This is a genomic window from Microbispora sp. NPDC046973, from assembly GCF_040644495.1.
Classification (GTDB): domain Bacteria; phylum Actinomycetota; class Actinomycetes; order Streptosporangiales; family Streptosporangiaceae; genus Microbispora.
This window is the reverse complement of the sequence record NZ_JBEYWQ010000017.1, coordinates 1-18,257: the sequence shown is the minus strand read 5'-3', so window position 1 is coordinate 18,257 and position 18,257 is coordinate 1. Positions and strand designations below refer to the sequence as shown.

Here is an 18,257-nt window from a genome sequence, read left to right as displayed (position 1 = left end):
TCGGATCTGCAAGCGCAAGCGCGGTAGTACAGCCTGCCAGTGGCCAGATCGAGCGCGGAGATCATTTGCATCACGCCGTTGTAACGGTTGTAGGTGGCACGCAACCGGGCCGGCGAACCCGCCGGGCGCAGCGCTTGCCCGTGCGGGGCATCAGGTTCAACGGCCCGAACTCTTCAAGACAGATCACCCGCCCATCGGCGGGAGGGCGACCGTAGAGATCCAGGACGCGCTGCATCTTGGTGATGAAGGGGGATCCCCCATAGCCCGGTAGGGAGGCGTAGGCGCCCTGGACCGCGATCGCCCTACAGCACACCGAGTCCGCGAACGACGGCCTTACTGACTCGGACAGCTCCAGGCACTGCAGGGGCGCGCTCTAATAGTGCCCTCTTACGGGCCGCCTGCCAGGGCGGCCACTGAGCGCAGGGGAAGTCGCAGGCGTGTAGGAAGAGCTCCAGTGTCTCCGTGCCGGGCCGGCTTCTAGTCAGCATGTTGCTGATAGTGCTCTTGGGCAACCGGTCCGGTCGCGCTGCCTTCTCCAGATCCGCATACGAGAGGCCCCGCGCCTCGCGCAGGCCATCCGGTGCCGCCGCCAGCTCGGCCGGACTGCGTACGGCATCCAGATCTGGCTGCTCCCGCCGCCCTCGCAAGCTGCCCCATCTTCAAGCTGCTGGATTACGGATTGCTGTTTGCGCGAGCGCGGTTCATGCGTTCGATCCAGCGTCCGCCCGATATTCGTTTCCCCCGCGCCTGGGGTAGCTGAGATTCAACGCCGCACTGATGAACTGCGACAGAGCGGTCAGGACTACAGAGGGGGCAGTAGCCTAGAGAAAAACTGTTGGGTAAGGGTATCGGCGGAATACAAAACAGTACCCATCATGCCGCGGGTGAGAAGCACCTTGTATGTGTTGCGGATCAGCCGATCGGCCTCTTCATCGCTGACAGACCTTTTCAGCAATGCGGGGTCCTTGCTGGCAGCGCGTACGGTCGTCAGGCGGCCGTCCCGGTATACGAGGTCGGGGCCGAAGATGACGCCGTTCCAGTCGTACTCGAAGCCCTGGGCAGTGTACACAGAGCCGACCTGGTCGAATCCGCCGGGCATGGCGGCCCACAGCGCGCTGGGAGGGGCGCTGCTGACCGGGCGATCGCCCTTGACATTCCAAGGTTTGGACCAACCATCTATCCGTACGTCGGCGACAAGGGTGTCATCACCGGGGTCGCTCCAGCGCCAGCAGAAGCCCGCGGTCATCCGAGCCGAGTAGCCGTCGTCCAGTTTGCCGCGCAGCAGCCCTTCCAGCTCGTATGGCGACTCGGCTAGAAGCACCTCGAAGTGGTCGTCGCCGGTCCAGTGCTCGGGGTCGCCGCCGTCCAAGCCGAGCAGGCGCAATACCCACTCCTCGTACGTGCGGCTGCCGCCGCAGCGGAACTGGCCGTCCAGATCCACCTGGTGGACGGCCAGACCGCGGGCTTGTGCGTGCGCCCTGATGTCGGCGACGGTCCCGGTCTCGCCCGGCCGTACCACCTGGTGTTCGTCGAGGAGGAAGACGGGGACGCGGGCGGCGCTCATCAGCTCGTCGAGCTGGGACCGTCCCGTCCGTTCGGCGGCCTTGGTGAAGCGATTGGCCGAGGTCTCGCGGATCCGGTGGGCCTCGTCGCAGATCAGCACGTCGAGGCTGTTCGGCTTGGCGGTCATGAAGTTGTTGAAGTACTTGAACATCGCCTTCGTGCGGGTGGATCCCCTGGCCACGTGGCGGCGCATGGTCTCAGTGAAGGAGCGCGATCCGGTGGCGTGGTGTGCCGGATAGCCGCGCTCGGCGAGTTCGCCGAGCAGAGACAGGGCGATGACGCTCTTGCCCGAGCCGGGACCGCCGGTGACGATGACGACTTCCTTGGAGTCGGCCGCCCTGGCCTTCTCCACCGCGTGCAGCACGATCTCGTACGCCAGGCGCTGCTGGTCCAGCAGGACGAACTGGTCCCGGTGCTTGATCTCGGCCGCGGCCACCTTCAGCAGTTGCTTGGACGGCCGGATCGCCGACGCCAGCAGCCTGTCGGCGGCGTGCGCACCGGGTTCGGGCGCGAACTGCGCACGCAGGTAGTCGATGAACTGACCACGACGGCTCTGGCTGAACAGACGGGTCCGCTCGTCGTCTACGAGGTTGTAGAGGTCGTGGATGTCCAGGTCGTTCGCGTTGTGCAGGTAGGCGACGCCGCGGACGGCATCGCGGCGGTGCTCCAGAACGTCTATGGAGTCCGCCAGGTAGTCGCAGTAGCCACGGACCTCAAGCAAAGGGTGGAGTTTGGGGTCGCCTGTACCTGAGACCAGGACGAGATCAGCGTTGTCCTCGTACAACTCAGCATGAGCCCACTGCTTCAGCTGGACGATCACGTAGGCGTCGTTGCCGGTACGCCTGTCGACCCCAGACAGAACTACGTCCGCGCACTTGTTCGTCAACGGAAGCCGATAATGAACAAGGACTTCGATATCTCCGAGACCCGCTGCAATCATGTCCCGTGCAAGATTCGTAACGCTATCGGGCCATGACTCATCGTTGTAAGACGACGCTCGCGCGGTTCGGGCAGACCCCTGATGGTGCGCCATGCAAGCATCCATACCGGAACCATTTTTCGACATGGTGGCCAATTTTTTCGCAGGATAGCGAACCATGGTCGAACGAATGGTGAACATTTTTTCCTTTTTACTGCTCAGGGAATCATCGACCTGCATAGTGGCAGTAGGAGACATCTCACCTTGTCGGGCGATGTTGCTCACAGACATTCTGAAGCTAACTCATCTATCCACTCTAGAAACCCTGTGAGCTGCTTGGAGTCGGCATCTTCCCAGAGCTTGTCGGCACGGTAATGGGCGTACTTATTTCTTATCTGCCTCAGAGTTGCCAATTCAGTTATGAAGACCTCCGAGTCAATTTTCCATCCGAGTTTGACCCAGCTCTCGTCCCGAGAGAACGCACGCTCGACATCGCAGAGGACAAGCTCGTGAGCAGTATGAATGCGTGCTTTTCCTGTGGCCTGTCGCAGTTCGTTGACCGATGGATAGATGTGGCTGAGTATCTTGCGGAGCCGAAGCTCAATCTCTCCGATCAACAGATACGGACCGGTCAATTTCTGGCGAGCCTCGTGGACGTCGGAGAGGGTGACGACTCCGCTGATTACTCCAGCTGTATCACGAACGAAGACGAAGCGGTGCCGGCTGTCGGGTGGGAATGCCTTCCGGACTTCTTCGTCTACTGCGACCGCTGCTGCCGGCCGAGTGATACCAGCGAGCGTAGGCGTACGGCCTGAGACATCCGCAGATAGTACGCTCTCCTGAGTAACGGCCCCGATGAGAGTTGACGGGTCGGCGAGTACGGGAAGTTGCCTGTACTTATACCGAGCGAAGAGTGTCTTAACGCGCTTCGCAGTATCGGTCGGGGAGACGCTGAGGAGGTTACTGAGATGAGAGCTGGGGAGGTGCTCGATACGTAGCGTTACGTCGAGATTGCCGCTCAACGGCAGCATTGGCTACTCCTACGGGTGGGAGCTTCCCTAGACCACTCAAGTGGCGGGAGCTCGGCGGGCCGTATGTGTTACGGGACACCCTAGCGGACATGATCGCACTTTGGTGAGAGTTTCTTGGCGATCGTGATCAGAGGAAGAGTAGTCGCCTGCCGACCTGCTGCAGCGGGGCTTTCCCACCACACGCCCAACCAGCACGGGGTGGCGGACTTCCTTCACAAACGTGATGACGCGGGCCGCGACGTGCAGTAACGTCGCGTCCCTTGTTGATTTTCTCCGGTGGTGGTCTTGAGGGTGGCGATGCAAGGTCATCGGCGGCACATCCAGACCCATCTAAGGTCCGCGAGTGGAACGGTGCGCCGATCTCGATGGTGACCACCGAGTTTGGCAGCAGCTTGGCCAGCAGGCCGCCCTCACCGGCCAGGCCCACCCCGCCGTTTGTTAGCCCGCTCCGCCAGTAACGCCATCAGCTCGTGGTCGAGATCTCCCGGCTTCTGCACTGAGGTGGCGGTGGTCGCATCCGAAGTTCCTGGTTATGGGGATCCTCGCAAGGGAACGAGCCTCCATCGAAGCCGGAGCGTTCGGCTCTCCCGCGACTGCCATACTGGCTGGCGAGCAGGATCGACATTGACGAAGCCACGATCATGCCGTCCACTGCCAACGGCACGAGGGCCGCTCCCAGCTCACTTTCGCCCTGCCGCAACGCCAGCTCATGTATCTGTCGGTACGAGACGACCGCGGCGATCACGGCCAGCAGACCCACGGACGCGGTTGTCGTCCATGAAGTGCAGGCATCCACCCGGGAGTAGAGACTCATCGCGCCCCGCCTCCGTTGGCCACCTCGGCGCGGGCTTCAACGACGAGACGTCCAGAGGAAACCGCAGGTGAGAGCGCCGTAGATTTGCGTCGTGCCTGGCCGGGGGCACTCTTAGATCAGGCCAAACAACCCCTCACCTGGGGTTTGTCTGTAGCCGCCCGGCGATCATGTGCAGCGAGATGCAGCCGTAGGCAGCTGCATGTCAATGATCGCGAAATATACGCGGAATGATCTTGATGGCTGTTTGGCCAGGTCGGACCAGTTATCGAAGGGCGTGAGGATAGACGACGCCCAGTGCCTGGGCTAGCTTGAATCCCAGCCAGAGGCAGTATGTGTTGATATCTATGTTCTTGAAGGTTGCTGGCTGTTTCGATACTCGGGTTCGAGCGGAAAAGCTCCTTTCGTGGGACGGGGCCTGCTCCGGCCCGTTCTGCGGCAGCATGGCGTTGGACCGATGATCAAAAGCGCGGCCCGACATCGTCGCAGCGATCCTCTTGTTCGAAGCGTGGTAGCGCGCGAAACAACGGCAGTTCCACCCGCCTTTCGAAATCCATGCCAACGCAGTATCACGCAGCTTGGAGGAGTCCTTCGTCGGCTCACGGCTGTTTAGCCGTGGCCGTCCGGGCGGTCGGCGGCGTCGAACACATCGCAGTTGTGCTGGATCAGGGGCATGTACTGCTCAGCCCAGGCTCGCAGACTTCGCAGCGGCGCGACGAGTGTGGTGCCCAGGTCGGTCAGGCGGTAGTACACCCGTGGAGGCTTGCTCGCCTCGACACGACGAGCGACAAGACCGTCTCGTTCCAGCGCCCTGAGGGTCTGCGCCAGCATCTTCTGCGACACACCGGTCATCTCGCGCTTCAACTCGGTGAACCGCAGCTCGCCCTCGGCAGCGGCAAGCGACAGCACCGCCATGGTCGTCCATCGCGACCCCACCCGGTCGAGCAGGAGCCTTGTCGGGCACAGAGGATCGAACAGGTTCCCCTGCCGTGAGGCAGTTACCACGAGGTCACCTGGTGTCGGGAAAGTGCCGTCTTCCCCGTTCATTGAAGGTCTCCTACGGTTACCACGTTCCCAAGCGTAACCAGGGAGGGCACCTGTGCGCCAGATGACTCTTTCTCCTCACCTTCCCGGCGCGACCGTGCGCCGGATACCGATCGACGGGGTCGAACTCGCCGTGGAGACTCTCGGCCAGGGGCCGGCTGTGCTGCTGCTGCACGGCTTCCCACACACCCGCGCTATCTGGCGCGATGTCGCCCCCCGGCTGGCCGCGGCAGGTTTCCGGGCCATCGCGCCGGACCTGCACGGGCTGGGCGACAGCACACCCGCCGTCCGCGGCTACCAGGCATCCGCGATCGCCACGGACCTGCTCCGAATGCTGGACGTCCTCGGTGACCGCGAGGCACACGTCGTCGGCACCGATCTAGGTGTCACTCCGGCGTTCGCCCTGGCAGCATCGTCGCCCGAGCGCGTAACCAGCCTGACCCTGTCTGAAGGGTTGATCGGACTTCTGCCCGGCGCCGAGGCCTTCCTACGGCAGGGGCCGCCGTGGTGGTTCGGCTTCCACCAGGCGCCCGGCGGTCTGGCCGAGGACGTCCTGGAGAACTCGGCGGAGCGCTACGTCCGCTTCTTCCTCTCCGCCGGCAGTCGCCGAGGTCTGCCGGCAGACCTTACACGGGTGATCGTCGAGGCATATCGGGGCAAAACGAGTCTCGGCAATGCCTTCGACCACTACCGCGCGGTGCCGGCCACCGCGGAATGGATCGGGAACTGGGCGCAGGACCAGCGACTGACGACGCCGACCCTCGCCATCGGCGGTGGCGCGATCGGCGCGGCCACCGCCCGCCAGCTCGAACCGATCACCGCTTGCCTCACCCAGCACCTGCTTGAGGACTGCGGTCACATCACCCCGATCGACCAGCCGGACGCCTTCGCCGACCTTCTCATCGAGCACGCCCGGGCCGTCTGAGCACACACCTTCAAACCCGTCCGGAACAAAGCCGACCGAACCCACAGCAAGGAGCAGATATGAGCCGCGAGCAGCGAGAGGCCATCCGGCAGCTTCGCGCGTCGTCCCCCCTCGACCTCGGCGGTGCGGTCCACGAACAGCGCGCCCTGTTCGAGCAGCTGTTGTCCCACCATCCCGTCCCTGAGGACGTCATCGTCACCGAAGCCCACTACGACACGATCCCTGGCCTCTTGGTCGAACCCGCGGAAGAGCCCTGCGACGGCACCGTCCTGTACTTCCACGGCGGGGCGTATGTCTTCGGGTCGGCGCGCAGCTCGCTGGGGATCGTCGCAGACCTCGCCCGCAGGTCACAGACACGAGTGATCACCATCGACTACCGCCTGGCACCCGAGCATCCCGCCCCTGCCGCCACCGACGACGCGGTACGCGCTTATCGCGCCCTGATCGCCTCCGGCGTCGATCCGCAACGGGTGGCGGTCGCCGGCGAGTCGGCCGGCGGCGGGGTAGCGCTCGGCCTGCTGGCGGCTCTTTCCGCCGCCGACGAGCCGATGCCCGCCGCGGCGTTGCTGTTCTCCCCGTGGGTCGACCTCACACTCAGCGGCGAATCGATGACGGTCAGGGCCGAGGCGGACTTCATCGTGAACCGCACCGCCCTCGAACGCCGCGTGCATGACTACCTCGGCGACGCATCCACGGCAGATCAGCACAGCCCGCTGTTCGCGGACCTGCACGGCCTGCCGCCCACATTGATCCAGGTCGGCTCTGACGAGGTGCTGCTGGACGACTCCACCCGGCTCGCGGCAAGGCTGGCGGCGGCCAACGTGTCGGTGACCCTAGACGTCACCGCGCACGCGACACACGTCTTCCAGTCATTCGCCGCCTCGTGGGACGAGGCCGACGCGGCGATGACCCGCGCGGCCACATTCGTCCGCACGATGGTGAAGCCGTGAGCGGCAAGCCACCCGCCCGGCGTCGGCATCCGCGCCGCGTGAGCGGTCAGTGGTTGACGGTGCTCATTCCGGCCGGGTTGTAGTGGTCGCCGGCGACCTGACCGGCGAGGCTGTCGAGCGTGTCGAGGTGGCCGGCCTCGAACTCGATCTGCAGGGCGGTGACGTTCTCCTCCAGCCGGGCGATCCGCTTCGCGCCGGGGATCGGAACGACGTCGTCCCCGCCCCGGTTGAGCACCCAGGCGAGTGCCACCTGGGCCGGGGGTCGCGCCGAGCGAGGCGGCGATCTCGCCGACCTTGGCCCCAAGGGCCTGGTTGGCGGTGAAGGTGCCGCCCTGCCAGCGAAGGTCGTGGTGGCGGAAGTCGCCGGCGGACAGTTCCCCGGTTGAGGAGGCCGCGTCCGAGGGGGCTGTAGGCGACCAGGCCGATGCCGAGCTCGCGGAGCGTGGGCAGCAGCTCACTTTCGATGTCCTGGGTGAGCAGGGTGTACTCGTACTGTCCCGCGGTGACGGGGTGGACGGCGTGCGCGCGGCGGACGGTGGCGGGGGCGGCCTCGGAGATGCCGAGGTGGCGGACCTTGCCGGCCTCGATTAGTTCTTTCATGGCGCCCCAGGTCTCCTCGACGGGGACGCCGGGGTCGATGCGGTGCTGGTAGTACAGGTCGATGTGGTCGACTCCGAGCCGTTCCAGGGAGGCGCCGCGGCAGCGGCGTACGTAGTCGGGGGCGGCCGTTGACGCCCACGCGGGTGCCGTCGGGCAGGCGCTCGATGCCGAACCTGGTCGCCAGCACAGTTCGTTGGTGAACGGCCCGTACGCGTCGAAGCGACGATCACAAAGGTGGCCACGAGCCTGTCCCACTAGCCGAGATTCGGCGGGAGGTGCAACAGGCTGACCACCGCAATCACCAAGGCGATCATGCAGAGAAGAAGCATGACGGTCGCGTCCTGAGCCGTTCGCTGCGGAGCTGGACGACAGGCTCCGCCTCGTCGTCCAGCTCCGCCGGCAGCGCGTATCAGATCACGACCTTTTCTTCGGTGACCATGACCACCACCGAATCCAAATCGATGAACTTGCTTTCGTCCGGGTTCAGCAGCTCCTTGTAATTCTTCGATCCGAAGAAGGCGTCATGGTCCGCCCAGGTTTCGAACCAGATCTCAGTGAGGCCGTCGTAGCCGGGGCTCGGGTAGCCGTCGGCGGGAACCGGGTGAGAGACGGCGTACTTCTTCACGTACCGTCGCGCCTCCGGGATGGAGGCGAACAATGGGGCGTGGTGGTTTCGGTGATAATCAACGAATTCCTCGAGGGTCATCCCCCCGACACGGTTGATCATGTAAGCGAACTTGATCATGATTTGCTTCCTTCGTCCTCGCGGCACGGGGGAGGCGACCGCCTGCCCCGGCGTCGGGTTGCGAGCTACGGGGTTACGCTAAACGCTCACATCGATGTCATGGGCAAGGCATTGTGACCCAATGCACACGAGGAGTTGAGATGCGGATCGGTGAGCTGTCCGCCCGGACAGGAGCAAGCCGTCGATCGCTGCGCTACTACGAGCAGCAGGGCCTGCTGGTCAGCACGAGATCGCCCAGTGGCCAGCGGTGCTACAACGAGGATCACGTCCAGCGGGTGGCGCTGATTCAGACATTCCTAGCCGCTGGCATGTCCACCATGAGCATCGCTCAGATGGTCCCCTGCATGTCGGAGCCCACCACGGCCAAGGCCCTGCATGCCTTGGCCGTCATGAATCATGAGCGAACCCGCCTTACATCGACGATCGACAGCCTCACAGCCGCCAGGGAAGCGCTTGATCACCTGATCGAGGTCAACCGGTCCTTCCTGGCCAATGCGGCGGATGCTGCTTGAGTGACGTGGGCGGTACCGGTGACGTGGCCTTCAGGAAGCCGGTCGATCCGTCCGTCGAGGATCAGGCACACTTTCCGTGATCGGACCCGGCTGAGCTGATCACGGTTCAGACGGGCCAGCCAGTAGATCACCTCCCGGCGGCGACGATCTGCGGCGTATTGATCAGTGAGATGGTCGCGGTCTTGTTCCCCCGCCTGGCCGTGTGTGCACTGACCAGGTGTTCCGTGCGGGAACGACGGTGCGGATCCGGGCCAGAAACCGGCACCATGGAGGCCGCGTGCCCAGACTGCGGAATTCGGTCGCGGCGCAGGCACAGTCACTATGAGCGGCGGTTGTCCGACACCGCAGTTGGTGGCGAGGAACTGCTCATCCACCTGCGGGTAAACCGATTCTCCTGCCGAAATGGCACCTGTGCGAGGGCGACGTTGCCGAGCAAATGCCGTCAGGCGCGTTCCTCGCGCCCATGCCAAACAAGCTTCCGTCGAGGCGGGGGCAGCAAGTCGGCCAGTGCCCAGCGGTGGCGGGGGTAGGGGACGCGGCCCTTGAGGCAGCGGTCGACCGGAACGTCGAGCGCCGTTGTTGACTGCGGGGGCCGTCGCCGGCCTGTGGCAGTACTGCCTCGATCTGCTCGACGCCGCCGCCGTACGGGAACCTCCGCTCGCGCAGCCGCTCAGGTTTCAGCTTCGCGAGCGGTGGCCAGAGTGACGGGGTGACCGGCACACCAGACGGCGCGGATGTCGCGGGTGGCCGTGATGTCCCGGGTCGGGTCGCCGTTGACCAGCAACAGGTCGGCCCGCATGCCCGGCCGGACGGCGCCCCGGTCGACCAGGCCGAAGGCGCGGGCGGGCAGCACGGTCGCCGAGCGCAGGATCTCCACCGGCGTCATGCCGGCCCGCGCCATCAGCTCGAACTCGTGATGCAGGCTCTCGCCGTGAGGCACGGGCAGCGGCGCGGACGGCTCGGCGTTCGCGTCCGTCCCGGCGAGGATCTCAACACCGGCCCGGTGCAGACGGCCGACGTCGCCCAGCACCTCCCCCAAGTGGTCGGCCTGCCCAGGCGGCGGGCCGGAGGTCATGAAGGCGGTGAGCAACGCCTCCATCATGGTGATCGTCGGGATGGACCTCTGGCCGGCGCTCCTCATCGCGGCCACGTCGTGCGCCCGGATCCCGCCGGCGATCGGCGTGTGCGTGACGAACTCCGCTCCCGACTCCACGGCCATCGTGTAGGCGCCCGGGGTGGCGGCGTGCACGATCGTCTTCAGCCCGTACTCGCGCGCCGCCTCCACCAGCGCGCGCAGCGCGTCCGCGGGCGGCCCGCCCTCGCCGGGGGCCTCGGCGACGCCCTTGATGTAGTCGACACCCTCCGCCGCCCGCGCCTCGACGTGCCGCCGGGCGTCGGCTGCCGTCAGGATGACGGCTTCCGGCGGCATTCCCGGCATGCGGGCGTGGTGGCCGCCCGGCCCGATCGCGGGCAGCCCGGCGGTTCGGAAGTCGGCCGCTCCCTCGGTCTCGCGCAGCGAGGCCACCCGCTCGGCCGGCCAGCAGGCCATGTCGAGTCCGGTCGTCACTCCCCAGGCGGCCAGGGCGGCCAGGTTCCCGGGGTCGTGCAGGTGGACATGCGCGTCGATCAGCCCGGGCAGCAGCGCCGCCCCCGCCGCGTCGATCTCCTCCGCGCCTGCGGGATCGTCGCCGATCAGTGCACCGTCGATGACGACGGTACGGGGCTCGCCGAGCCGCTTGCCATCGAAGACCCGCACATTGCGCACGGCTGTCCTGCCGTCACTGGACATGGGCCACCTGCCCCAAATAAGGAACAACTTTGTTCACTAATCGAGGCTAGCACGGCGACCTGCGTGATATATCCGTCCTCATGAGTCCCACCCGCCGCCGCGGAGACGCCCTCACCACCGCGATCTTCCAGGCGGTCCTGAGCGAACTGGCCGGGAGCAGCTTCGAGGAGCTGACGTTCGACAAGATCGCCTCCGCGGCCGGGACCGGGAAAGCGGCCCTGTACCGGCGCTGGTCCACCCCGGCCGAACTCGTCCTCGCCGCGCTGAGCGACCCCGCGACCGGCTTCGGCGACCCGCTGGCGCCACCCGGCACGGGCGCACTGCGCGATGACCTGATCGCCCTGCTCGAGCACTTCGTACGGGCGCTCGGTGAGCCGCGCGGCCGCGCGCTGCTCCCGCTCATCGCCCACCGCCACCGCCATCCCGAGCTGTTCGAGCAGGTCCACCGGCTGGTGGTCCGCCCGCACCAGGAAGTACTGCTGTCCGTCCTGCGCCAGGCGGTCGAACGCGGCGAAGCCGCACCCGGCAGCCTCACCCCGCGCATCGTCTCAGTCGGACCACGCCTGATCCTCTTCCAGGCATGGGAGGGCGGTCTCGTGGACTCCGGCGAGATCGCCTCCATCGTCGATGAGGTGCTCATTCCGCTGACCAGGCCATGACCCCCTGGCCGGCATCCAGCAGGGCGGTAGTGCGAGACGAAAGGTGCACGTTGTGAGTCGCCGCCCGTACCGCTGGAAGCCGTCGGCATCTCGCCTCGATGAGGCGACGGCCGCTCACTGGACGTGGAGGCTCACTCCGCCCTGGCTGCCTCCAGGACGGGTACGGACGCGGCCCGGCGCGCGGGCAGCGTCGAGGTCGCCACGGCCGCACCCGCCGCGACCAGCGGGAACAGCCACCACTGTGGGGCCGGGCGCAGGTACGAGCTGCCGCTCGTCAGATGCAGCAGCACCAGCGTGCCCATCGCGATCACCAGACCGAGGATCGTGCCGAGGGTGACCACGGCCGCTGCCTCCCAGCGGACGATCGAGCGGATCTGCCTCATGGTCGCGCCCGCGGCCCCCCGCAGCCCGAACTCCCGCCTGCGTTCGGCGACGCTCATCGACACCGTGGTCGCCATCCCGAACAGCGCCGGCAACAGCGCCGTGCCGACGAAGCTGTGCGTCGCGCAGGGTCCACATCGGCGGCCAACTGTCCTGCGATGGTCAAACCACCTTGACCAACTCGGGCGGGCATGCGCTGTTCGCCGCTGGGCTGACCGTCGATCGTGATCTATTCTTTTGAGCTACGCGGGTGACCGGTTAGGTAATGCTGCTCGGCGCTCAAATCCGCGGAATCCTGTGCTGCGACGGACGAACCACGTTGGCCAACCCGGGAGGCGCGGCGCTGGACCTGGAGCGTGCCGAAATCGACGGTGCCGTTGAAATGCGTCCGGCTCTGCCGGGGGCACTCTTTGATCAGCCGAAACGGCCCCTCATCTGGGGTTTCTCCTCAACCACTTGGTGATCTGATGCAGCCGAGTGCCGCTGTAGGCAGTCGCAGGTCAGCGCTCGCGGAATATTCGCGGAATGCTCCGGGCGGTGTTTGGCCAGATCAGCCCCAGGAACGACGAAGGCCCCGGGATGACCCGAGACCCTTCGAGACTAGCTCTGATCACTCATCCAGAGTTGGAGAAGCATCCGCGCCGGGAGATCGTCGATGCGATCCCGTACGTGGTGCGTAGCGGGTGCGCCTGGCGTCAGTTGCCGAGATGCTGACCGTGATGGGCTGGTAGCCCTGTGCGGACAGGGTGTTGAACCGCTCGGTCTGCTGGGCCGAGGTGGGTCCGTGGTAGGCGACAATCGACGGCGCCGTCTGCGCATGCGAATTCTGCGCCTGGGTGGCGCCTGCGGGCATCGTCTGTCGGGCATGATCCCGGCGGCGGCGGAGTCCGGAACGGAGGCGGGGAGTCCGGCGGCCGCGAGTGCGGCCACTGCGAGGGCAGCGCGTTTTTGGGTCTTCTCCTTGGTGTCGGAGTCCGGGTCGAGCCCGTGATCGCCGGGTCGGTGGCTGACTCTTGCGTCCCATCCGCAGGCAGGGGCCTTTGTGAGTGAGCGCCGGCAAGCATGATCCAGCCCTGCCGCGTGGGTGTGATCCTCCGTGGCTGCCCCCGGAAGGATCACGGGATCCGCCCGGCCTCAGCAGTGCTTGCTCAGTGACATGTGCTTGACGAGGTCGAACAGGGAGGGGTCGAACTGGCCCCAGGCGATCCATCGGTAGCTGTGCATATGGCTGGGCAGGTTCTTGACGAATTTGGTGCTGCTGCTTCGATACACCCGTATGTCGCCGAGCACGGCGTTGCGCCCGTCCAGCAGGTGCGCCCACATCAGCCAGGCGTCGTTGTCGTCAAGACTGAAGACCGTGGCGTCCAGACGCGCCGTGCCGTCCGAGTACAGAGTCCATTTGGCGCCGGGTTCGATCGTGCATGAGCCTGCGGTGAGGTAACCCCTCCAGGTGAACGTGACCTGATCGGAGGTGGACGCGTTGGCTGTCTCGGCAGTGGGGAGCGCCAGGGCGAGGGTGAGGACACCCGTGCTCGCGGCTACACCTGCTACCCTTCGGATGCTTTTCACGGCACTTTCCTTTCGTTGGCAGCTGTTGGTAGCTGACGGTCGTTGATCAGGTGGAGCATGGTGGTCTTACACATCACTGATACGGCCACCGGGTTGCAAATCGCTTGATTAGCGCTTTCGCGCGCTCCTTTGAACTAGTACAGGCTGCGCCAGGCGTTCCCGCAGCTCAAACCAGATGAGCCAGCCGTATCACCCTCGCTCTCCTAAAGCGGGTGCCGCAGGTTCGAATCCTGCCGGGGGCACTCTTCGATCAGGCCTAACAGCCCCCACCTGGGGTTTCTCCGCGTTCGATTGGCGATCATGCGCAGCGCGCTGCAGCTGTAGGCAGCCACAAGTCACTGATCGCGAACTGATCTGGTGGCTGTTTTGCCAGCTCGGACCGGTCGTCGAAGGGTGCGAGGATAGACGCCGCCCAGGCCACAACACCCAGTAACTCTGCCGCCCTCAGTGTTCCGAGCATGCGACCTCGGAAGCAGGGCATGTGGTGGGAGCAGCCATCGAGGCACGCGATCCCAGCGCCCCGGCGAAGTTCTACTGGGCCGCCTGTCGGATACGACGAACCGGGACTCCTCTCGTATCCGGACGGCATAATGCTGGCGCAGCGATCACGACTGCTCGCACCATCGGGGCGAGGAGGGGATGAGTTCGATGAGGATTGGACCGCCGAGCCGTCTTGCCATCAATCATGATGATTACCATGCGGAGCATGTGGGGCGCACAGCTAATGGCAGGCAGTTCTTCCTCACCACGCCCTTCGAACCGAGCATCCGCGGAGAGGACGACGGTCAGGAGTTCGTCGCCCTGTACCTCTTCGACGCCGACGGCCGGTTCCTGGAGGCCAGAATCGATGCTTTCGGCCCCAGAACCCAGATGGACCGCTCGGCGCGACGGGCGGCATACGACGCCCGGCTGAAGGAACTTGGAGAGGTCACGTTCACCCGCATCGAGGTCGAACCCTTCGCAATCGATCGGTTCGGAACGACTTTCGGCCTAATCCCCAGAGAGCCGGAGGAAGACGGTGACACATGGTGGGTCAATCTCAAGCCCGGCGACTACATGGCCTTCACTGAGCCATGGGATAGCGGCGAGTACGACACCTGATGCCCGTTTACCCGACATCACTCAATTCGACGCGATCGCATGCAGCGGCAGATCTGGACGTTTGTTGAGTCCTGTCGCTCGCGGCTGGCGCACTAGATATAGCTGCACTGTCTTGGGGTGCCCGCTGTGTGCGCATACCATAAGGCGTTGACTATTCGGCCGTTCGGAAGGATATGAACGGGGGTTCTCTGTATGGCGACGAATCCGGCCGTCTCCAGAGCACGCCTACAGGCTATGTTGGTGTTCTCCCGTTCCCGCTACGACCGTAGTGATGCCAAGGTGCTCGTGAGCCAGTGTCAGCGCCGCCCCGAACATCTCGTAACCATGCGGCTGGCACCTTACAGAAACCATTCCAGCATGCCGACCGGTGTGACTGTCGACCGCGTACAGGTACCAGGCATCTTTGAACTGCATGATGCCGCCTCCCCGTCGCGGCGCGGTGGCCAGGAGTTGCGAACGCCGTGGCTCGTGGACGATGTCCGCCGCGTTCCAACCCAACCAGTATTGCGCCTCATAGTCGCTCGCCGAGGCGAGTCTCACTAGCAGTTCATTCTCGGTAGGACTCCGGAACTGCAGCCTTTCGGCCTGGATGATATGCATTCGTCCACGGCAGACATCCCGCGACTTCCGACTGTGCTTCAGCAGCCGCATGTCCCCGTCGCGCTCCCTGTAGTCCAGAACCCCCATGCGATCATGCCTGCCCACCCACGAAGGGACAACCGATTCATCCCGCCGCGATTCCCAAGGTTCTTCAGAGCCGCATCCTTCGAGCAGTACCCAGGCTCCCGGTGCTGTGCGCCAAGCCGCCGATGTCGGAAGCGGCACTCTGCCAAGATCAGCATATGGTGCGATTAGCCGCGATACTTCTGGCGGCGGTGCTGCTCCTCAGCGACAGCTCTGGCATGTTGGGACCGACGTTTGAAGAAAACGCCGCGCAAGCCATCTCGACCTGGCGGACGAGCGGTGCCGCGAAGATCTGGCGCAGGGGTTTCGTCCCGCTCGAGGACCTGAGCACGATGTCGCGGAAGGTCAGCGAGCGGATCAACACGGAGTACGGCTGGGTCGTGGCCGGCCCGCTTCCCGCTCCTCCGGCCGGGGCGCAGATCCGCTGGGACGACGGGTCCACGATGCGGGTCCCCGTGATCAGGCCGCGAGAGGCGCTGATGGCCCTGTCCCCCTGGCCGGAGAACTACACCTTCCCCGACGACGAGGAGTACAAGCTGACCGGCGCTACCTTCACCACGATGCGGCTTAAGACCACACGCGGCATGGCGACCGTACCGGCCTGGCGGCTGTACTTCTCGAACCTCCCCGGCCCCATCGATCACGTCGCGGTCGATCAAAAGGCGATCGGGACCATCGAAGACGCCGTCGGCGACCATCTGGCGGGCGACGTCTCGGACTTCGAGGTGCTCGACGAACGCACACTGCTGGTGGACTACGAATACGGCGCCTGCGTCGGTGAGGAACCGTTCGACGTCACCCTACGAGCCAGCGAGAGGCCAGATGTGGTGGTCCTGGGACTCGAGATGCCCTATCGGGGCTACGGCATCTGCGCAGGCGTCGGCGCGTCCGGCCAGGACGTCATCAGGCTCAACGAACCGCTGGGCGATCGCGTGGTGCTGGACGAAGTGAGCAGGCTCCCCGTCCTCTGCCGGCGTGCGCAGAACACCTGCCATGCCAGGAACGGATGACGCCGGTCCCGTCCGCCCTCGACAACGACCTGCCCCTTCAAGCACTCGGAGTAGACACGTCGCAGGACCTCCATGCTGTGCCCCGCCCGTTGGGCCACCTCGGTTGCCGGAACGCCGATGTTCAACCAGAGCGAGACGGCCGGTTGCCACGGTCGCATGGGACCGGGGTACGCGCGGGGTGGCCGGCGCGCCCTCATCGAGGGTCGTAGCGCCAGAAGCGCAGCTTGAACAGCTCTACGCGAAAGATGTCAGGCGGGAAGTCCGGTTCGACGTCGTTTTCCAGCGTCTTCGCGTGCACATCGACCGACCATTCGACATCAGCGCATCCCAGGTCGAACGTCTCATGGTCGTCGCCCTCGAAGCACTCGCGGGCTTGGACCTTGCCTGAGGGCACGCGCACCCGGCCGCTCCACGAGCGCTCCCAGGAGGGATCGACAGCCGGGGGCGGACCGCTCCACAATTCGAACCGCACGTAGACGCTGCTCTCCCTATCCGCGCTGCGGAGGAAGAACTTCTCATCAGTCTCGATCCACCAGTAGTCCTCCCGCGCTTCTGTCGGCGACGACACGGTCAGATCGTCACCGCTGTCGCCGTCCACGATGTCGAAGCCCCCATAGAGATCCTTGACCTCATCTACGAAACTCGTCAGACATTCAGCCACGCCATACCTCATCTCACGCTCGGAGCCCGCCTCAGGGATCAAAGCAGGCAGGCACGACAAACCCCAGCAGAGCACGGCGGTAACGCTCGTTGCCAGGCCGAATGCGCCCGGCATGGGGTGGTTCAGTCGATGGGCCGGGTTGGCTGCGCGCTCGATAGCGCCGCGGCTTAGGCGTCGGACAGCACGCTCAAGGCCGAGTACGTGCACCCGCAGCGCTTCCGGACCCGGGTCCAGGTGAGCGCCGATGACGGACTGCCGCCTGTCACATTCGAGCGTCAGGTGCTCGAGAAGAGGCAAGCGTCAACGGCCCTGCTGAGGGCCGTTGACGCATGGACCGGCCATAGCTGATGACGCGATAGCAGGCCCTCCTGTCACAACGTCGAGGCAGCCGCCTGCCGGCGCGCGCGAATCGCCTTGATCAGCAGGCCGACTGCTGCCGCATAGCAGACCATTGGCAGCATCTGCCAAAGCAACCACAAGATCCTGCCGCCGTCCCAGCCACCGCAGTTGAGCGCTGCGAGGTACGAAAGCGACCAGAAGGCCCAATCCAGCGCCACAACCGCGATGCACAGAGTTGCCAATACGCCGAGTGCATTGCCGAGCCTTCGCCCAGTCCACACATTGAGCACCCCTCCGAGCAGGGCGACGGCGGACGGTAACAGGTTCCAGGCAGAGGACACCCCGCGATCCCCAAGATGAAGAGCCTGGCGGATATCGAGCCACATCCACTCGAGATCGGACCACAGAGCCGACAGGCCCAGCGGGAGATGGCCGTAGCGCACACAACCCACCGCACCATCACCCTCGAACAGCAGCGGCAGCCAGAGCGACGCGAAGCCGCTGACGCAGACCACGAGCGCCACCACCCACCAACGCAGGTAGCACCATGCAGATCTTCCGGTGACGAGGGGCATCGGCAACCTCTCCAATAGGGGCACTGGAACCAGGGGGTAGCCGCGCAATTCTGGAGTGAACGACCACCTGAGCGTCAACAGACCCACCAGCCGGCGAATGAGATGCCGTCGAAGATCGGAAGGGCGATGGCCGGTCGTACGGCAAGCGGAAGGCCCCGGCGATGCGGGCCGGGGCCGAGGTGAACGGGTCATAGCTGTTCGAGAGCGCCGACCCTTGATCACGTGCAGAGACGCAGGGGGGCTCTGTCCGGCGCGGCCGGCCGAGCACCTCCGGTTCGGCGTGGACAGCAGGGCGATCGGGGCCTCTACGTGACTGGGCGGGCTCGGTCGTGTACCGAGCCCGCCGTTTCAGGTCCGCCGGGTGCTGATCGCGGGTGGTGCCGGCGCTC

Annotated in this window: 18 protein-coding genes, 1 tRNA gene and 2 pseudogenes; 8 read left to right on the top strand and 13 right to left on the bottom strand. The window is 65.3% G+C overall.

Features of this window, described 5'->3' with window-relative positions:
* Positions 1 to 802: 802 nt before the first annotated feature.
* The 4 genes from ABZ860_RS27515 to ABZ860_RS27500 form a co-directional block, all read right to left on the bottom strand.
* Positions 803 to 2,767: a DUF2075 domain-containing protein gene (locus tag ABZ860_RS27515; RefSeq protein ID WP_357225336.1), complete on the bottom strand. Its 1,965-nt coding sequence runs from the start codon at positions 2,765 to 2,767 to the stop codon at positions 803 to 805.
* Positions 2,764 to 3,513: a CBS domain-containing protein gene (locus ABZ860_RS27510; RefSeq protein ID WP_182886635.1), complete on the bottom strand. Its 750-nt coding sequence runs from the start codon at positions 3,511 to 3,513 to the stop codon at positions 2,764 to 2,766. Before ABZ860_RS27510 ends, ABZ860_RS27515 begins: the two co-directional genes overlap by 4 nt.
* Positions 3,514 to 3,976: 463 nt before the next feature.
* Entirely contained in the window at positions 3,977 to 4,327 is a 351-nt protein-coding gene (locus tag ABZ860_RS27505; protein WP_357225332.1) for a DUF2637 domain-containing protein, read from the bottom strand.
* 606 nt (positions 4,328 to 4,933) lie between these two features.
* Entirely contained in the window at positions 4,934 to 5,371 is a 438-nt protein-coding gene (locus ABZ860_RS27500; RefSeq protein WP_357225331.1) for a helix-turn-helix domain-containing protein, read from the bottom strand.
* A gap of 61 nt (positions 5,372 to 5,432) precedes the next feature.
* Here ABZ860_RS27500 and ABZ860_RS27495 point away from each other — a divergent pair, with 61 nt between their 5' ends.
* Both ABZ860_RS27495 and ABZ860_RS27490 read left to right on the top strand, forming a co-directional pair.
* Positions 5,433 to 6,293, top strand: coding sequence for an alpha/beta hydrolase (locus ABZ860_RS27495; RefSeq protein WP_357225606.1), 861 nt, complete (start codon positions 5,433 to 5,435; stop codon positions 6,291 to 6,293).
* 59 nt (positions 6,294 to 6,352) lie between these two features.
* Positions 6,353 to 7,243, top strand: coding sequence for an alpha/beta hydrolase (locus tag ABZ860_RS27490; RefSeq protein ID WP_357225329.1), 891 nt, complete (start codon positions 6,353 to 6,355; stop codon positions 7,241 to 7,243).
* A gap of 46 nt (positions 7,244 to 7,289) precedes the next feature.
* On the opposite strand, the gene ABZ860_RS27485 is transcribed toward ABZ860_RS27490, so the two are convergent.
* The 3 genes and pseudogenes from ABZ860_RS27485 to ABZ860_RS27475 all read right to left on the bottom strand — a co-directional run bounded on the left by ABZ860_RS27485 (position 7,290) and on the right by ABZ860_RS27475 (position 8,588).
* Entirely contained in the window at positions 7,290 to 7,493 is a 204-nt protein-coding gene (locus tag ABZ860_RS27485) for a hypothetical protein (RefSeq protein ID WP_357225328.1), read from the bottom strand.
* A gap of 176 nt (positions 7,494 to 7,669) precedes the next feature.
* Positions 7,670 to 8,098: pseudogene (locus ABZ860_RS27480) on the bottom strand (aldo/keto reductase); the annotation flags it as partial.
* 154 nt (positions 8,099 to 8,252) lie between these two features.
* On the bottom strand, positions 8,253 to 8,588 hold the full coding sequence (locus ABZ860_RS27475) for an EthD domain-containing protein (protein ID WP_357225326.1): 336 nt from the start codon (positions 8,586 to 8,588) through the stop codon (positions 8,253 to 8,255).
* 140 nt (positions 8,589 to 8,728) lie between these two features.
* Here ABZ860_RS27475 and ABZ860_RS27470 point away from each other — a divergent pair, with 140 nt between their 5' ends.
* Positions 8,729 to 9,100 (top strand): MerR family transcriptional regulator, encoded by a 372-nt coding sequence (locus tag ABZ860_RS27470; protein ID WP_357225324.1) that lies wholly within the window; start codon positions 8,729 to 8,731, stop codon positions 9,098 to 9,100.
* A 170-nt stretch (positions 9,101 to 9,270) separates the two neighbouring features.
* Entirely contained in the window at positions 9,271 to 9,630 is a 360-nt protein-coding gene (locus ABZ860_RS27465) for a transposase family protein (RefSeq protein WP_357225322.1), read from the top strand.
* A gap of 140 nt (positions 9,631 to 9,770) precedes the next feature.
* On the opposite strand, the gene ABZ860_RS27460 is transcribed toward ABZ860_RS27465, so the two are convergent.
* On the bottom strand, positions 9,771 to 10,865 hold the full coding sequence (locus ABZ860_RS27460; protein WP_357225319.1) for an amidohydrolase family protein: 1,095 nt from the start codon (positions 10,863 to 10,865) through the stop codon (positions 9,771 to 9,773).
* Positions 10,866 to 10,969: 104 nt separating this feature from the next.
* Between ABZ860_RS27460 and ABZ860_RS27455 the strand changes: the two genes are divergently transcribed.
* Positions 10,970 to 11,548, top strand: a complete 579-nt coding sequence (locus ABZ860_RS27455; RefSeq protein ID WP_357225317.1) for a TetR/AcrR family transcriptional regulator — start codon at positions 10,970 to 10,972, stop codon at positions 11,546 to 11,548.
* A gap of 131 nt (positions 11,549 to 11,679) precedes the next feature.
* Here ABZ860_RS27455 and ABZ860_RS27450 read toward each other — a convergent pair whose 3' ends face one another.
* The 3 genes and pseudogenes from ABZ860_RS27450 to ABZ860_RS27440 all read right to left on the bottom strand — a co-directional run bounded on the left by ABZ860_RS27450 (position 11,680) and on the right by ABZ860_RS27440 (position 13,498).
* A complete protein-coding gene (locus ABZ860_RS27450) occupies positions 11,680 to 12,162 on the bottom strand; it encodes an FtsX-like permease family protein (RefSeq protein ID WP_357225603.1) in 483 nt (160 codons plus the stop codon).
* A gap of 500 nt (positions 12,163 to 12,662) precedes the next feature.
* A pseudogene (locus tag ABZ860_RS27445) lies at positions 12,663 to 12,782 on the bottom strand (hypothetical protein); the annotation flags it as partial.
* A 281-nt stretch (positions 12,783 to 13,063) separates the two neighbouring features.
* Entirely contained in the window at positions 13,064 to 13,498 is a 435-nt protein-coding gene (locus tag ABZ860_RS27440) for a DUF6294 family protein (RefSeq protein WP_357225314.1), read from the bottom strand.
* Between the two features lie 173 nt (positions 13,499 to 13,671).
* On the opposite strand from ABZ860_RS27440, the gene ABZ860_RS27435 reads away from it, so the two are divergent.
* The 3 genes from ABZ860_RS27435 (at position 13,672) to ABZ860_RS27425 (ending at position 16,293) form a co-directional block, all read left to right on the top strand.
* Positions 13,672 to 13,737, top strand: a tRNA-Arg gene (locus tag ABZ860_RS27435).
* A gap of 400 nt (positions 13,738 to 14,137) precedes the next feature.
* Positions 14,138 to 14,599, top strand: coding sequence for a hypothetical protein (locus ABZ860_RS27430; RefSeq protein WP_357225312.1), 462 nt, complete (start codon positions 14,138 to 14,140; stop codon positions 14,597 to 14,599).
* 788 nt (positions 14,600 to 15,387) lie between these two features.
* Positions 15,388 to 16,293 carry a hypothetical protein gene (locus tag ABZ860_RS27425; protein WP_357225310.1) on the top strand — a complete coding sequence of 302 codons (906 nt, stop codon included), beginning with the start codon at positions 15,388 to 15,390 and terminating at the stop codon, positions 16,291 to 16,293.
* A 193-nt stretch (positions 16,294 to 16,486) separates the two neighbouring features.
* Here the strand turns inward: ABZ860_RS27425 and ABZ860_RS27420 are convergent, their stop codons facing one another.
* Positions 16,487 to 17,251 (bottom strand): hypothetical protein, encoded by a 765-nt coding sequence (locus tag ABZ860_RS27420; protein WP_357225308.1) that lies wholly within the window; start codon positions 17,249 to 17,251, stop codon positions 16,487 to 16,489.
* Between the two features lie 74 nt (positions 17,252 to 17,325).
* Positions 17,326 to 17,868: a hypothetical protein gene (locus ABZ860_RS27415; protein ID WP_357225305.1), complete on the bottom strand. Its 543-nt coding sequence runs from the start codon at positions 17,866 to 17,868 to the stop codon at positions 17,326 to 17,328.
* Positions 17,869 to 18,257: the final 389 nt, after the last annotated feature.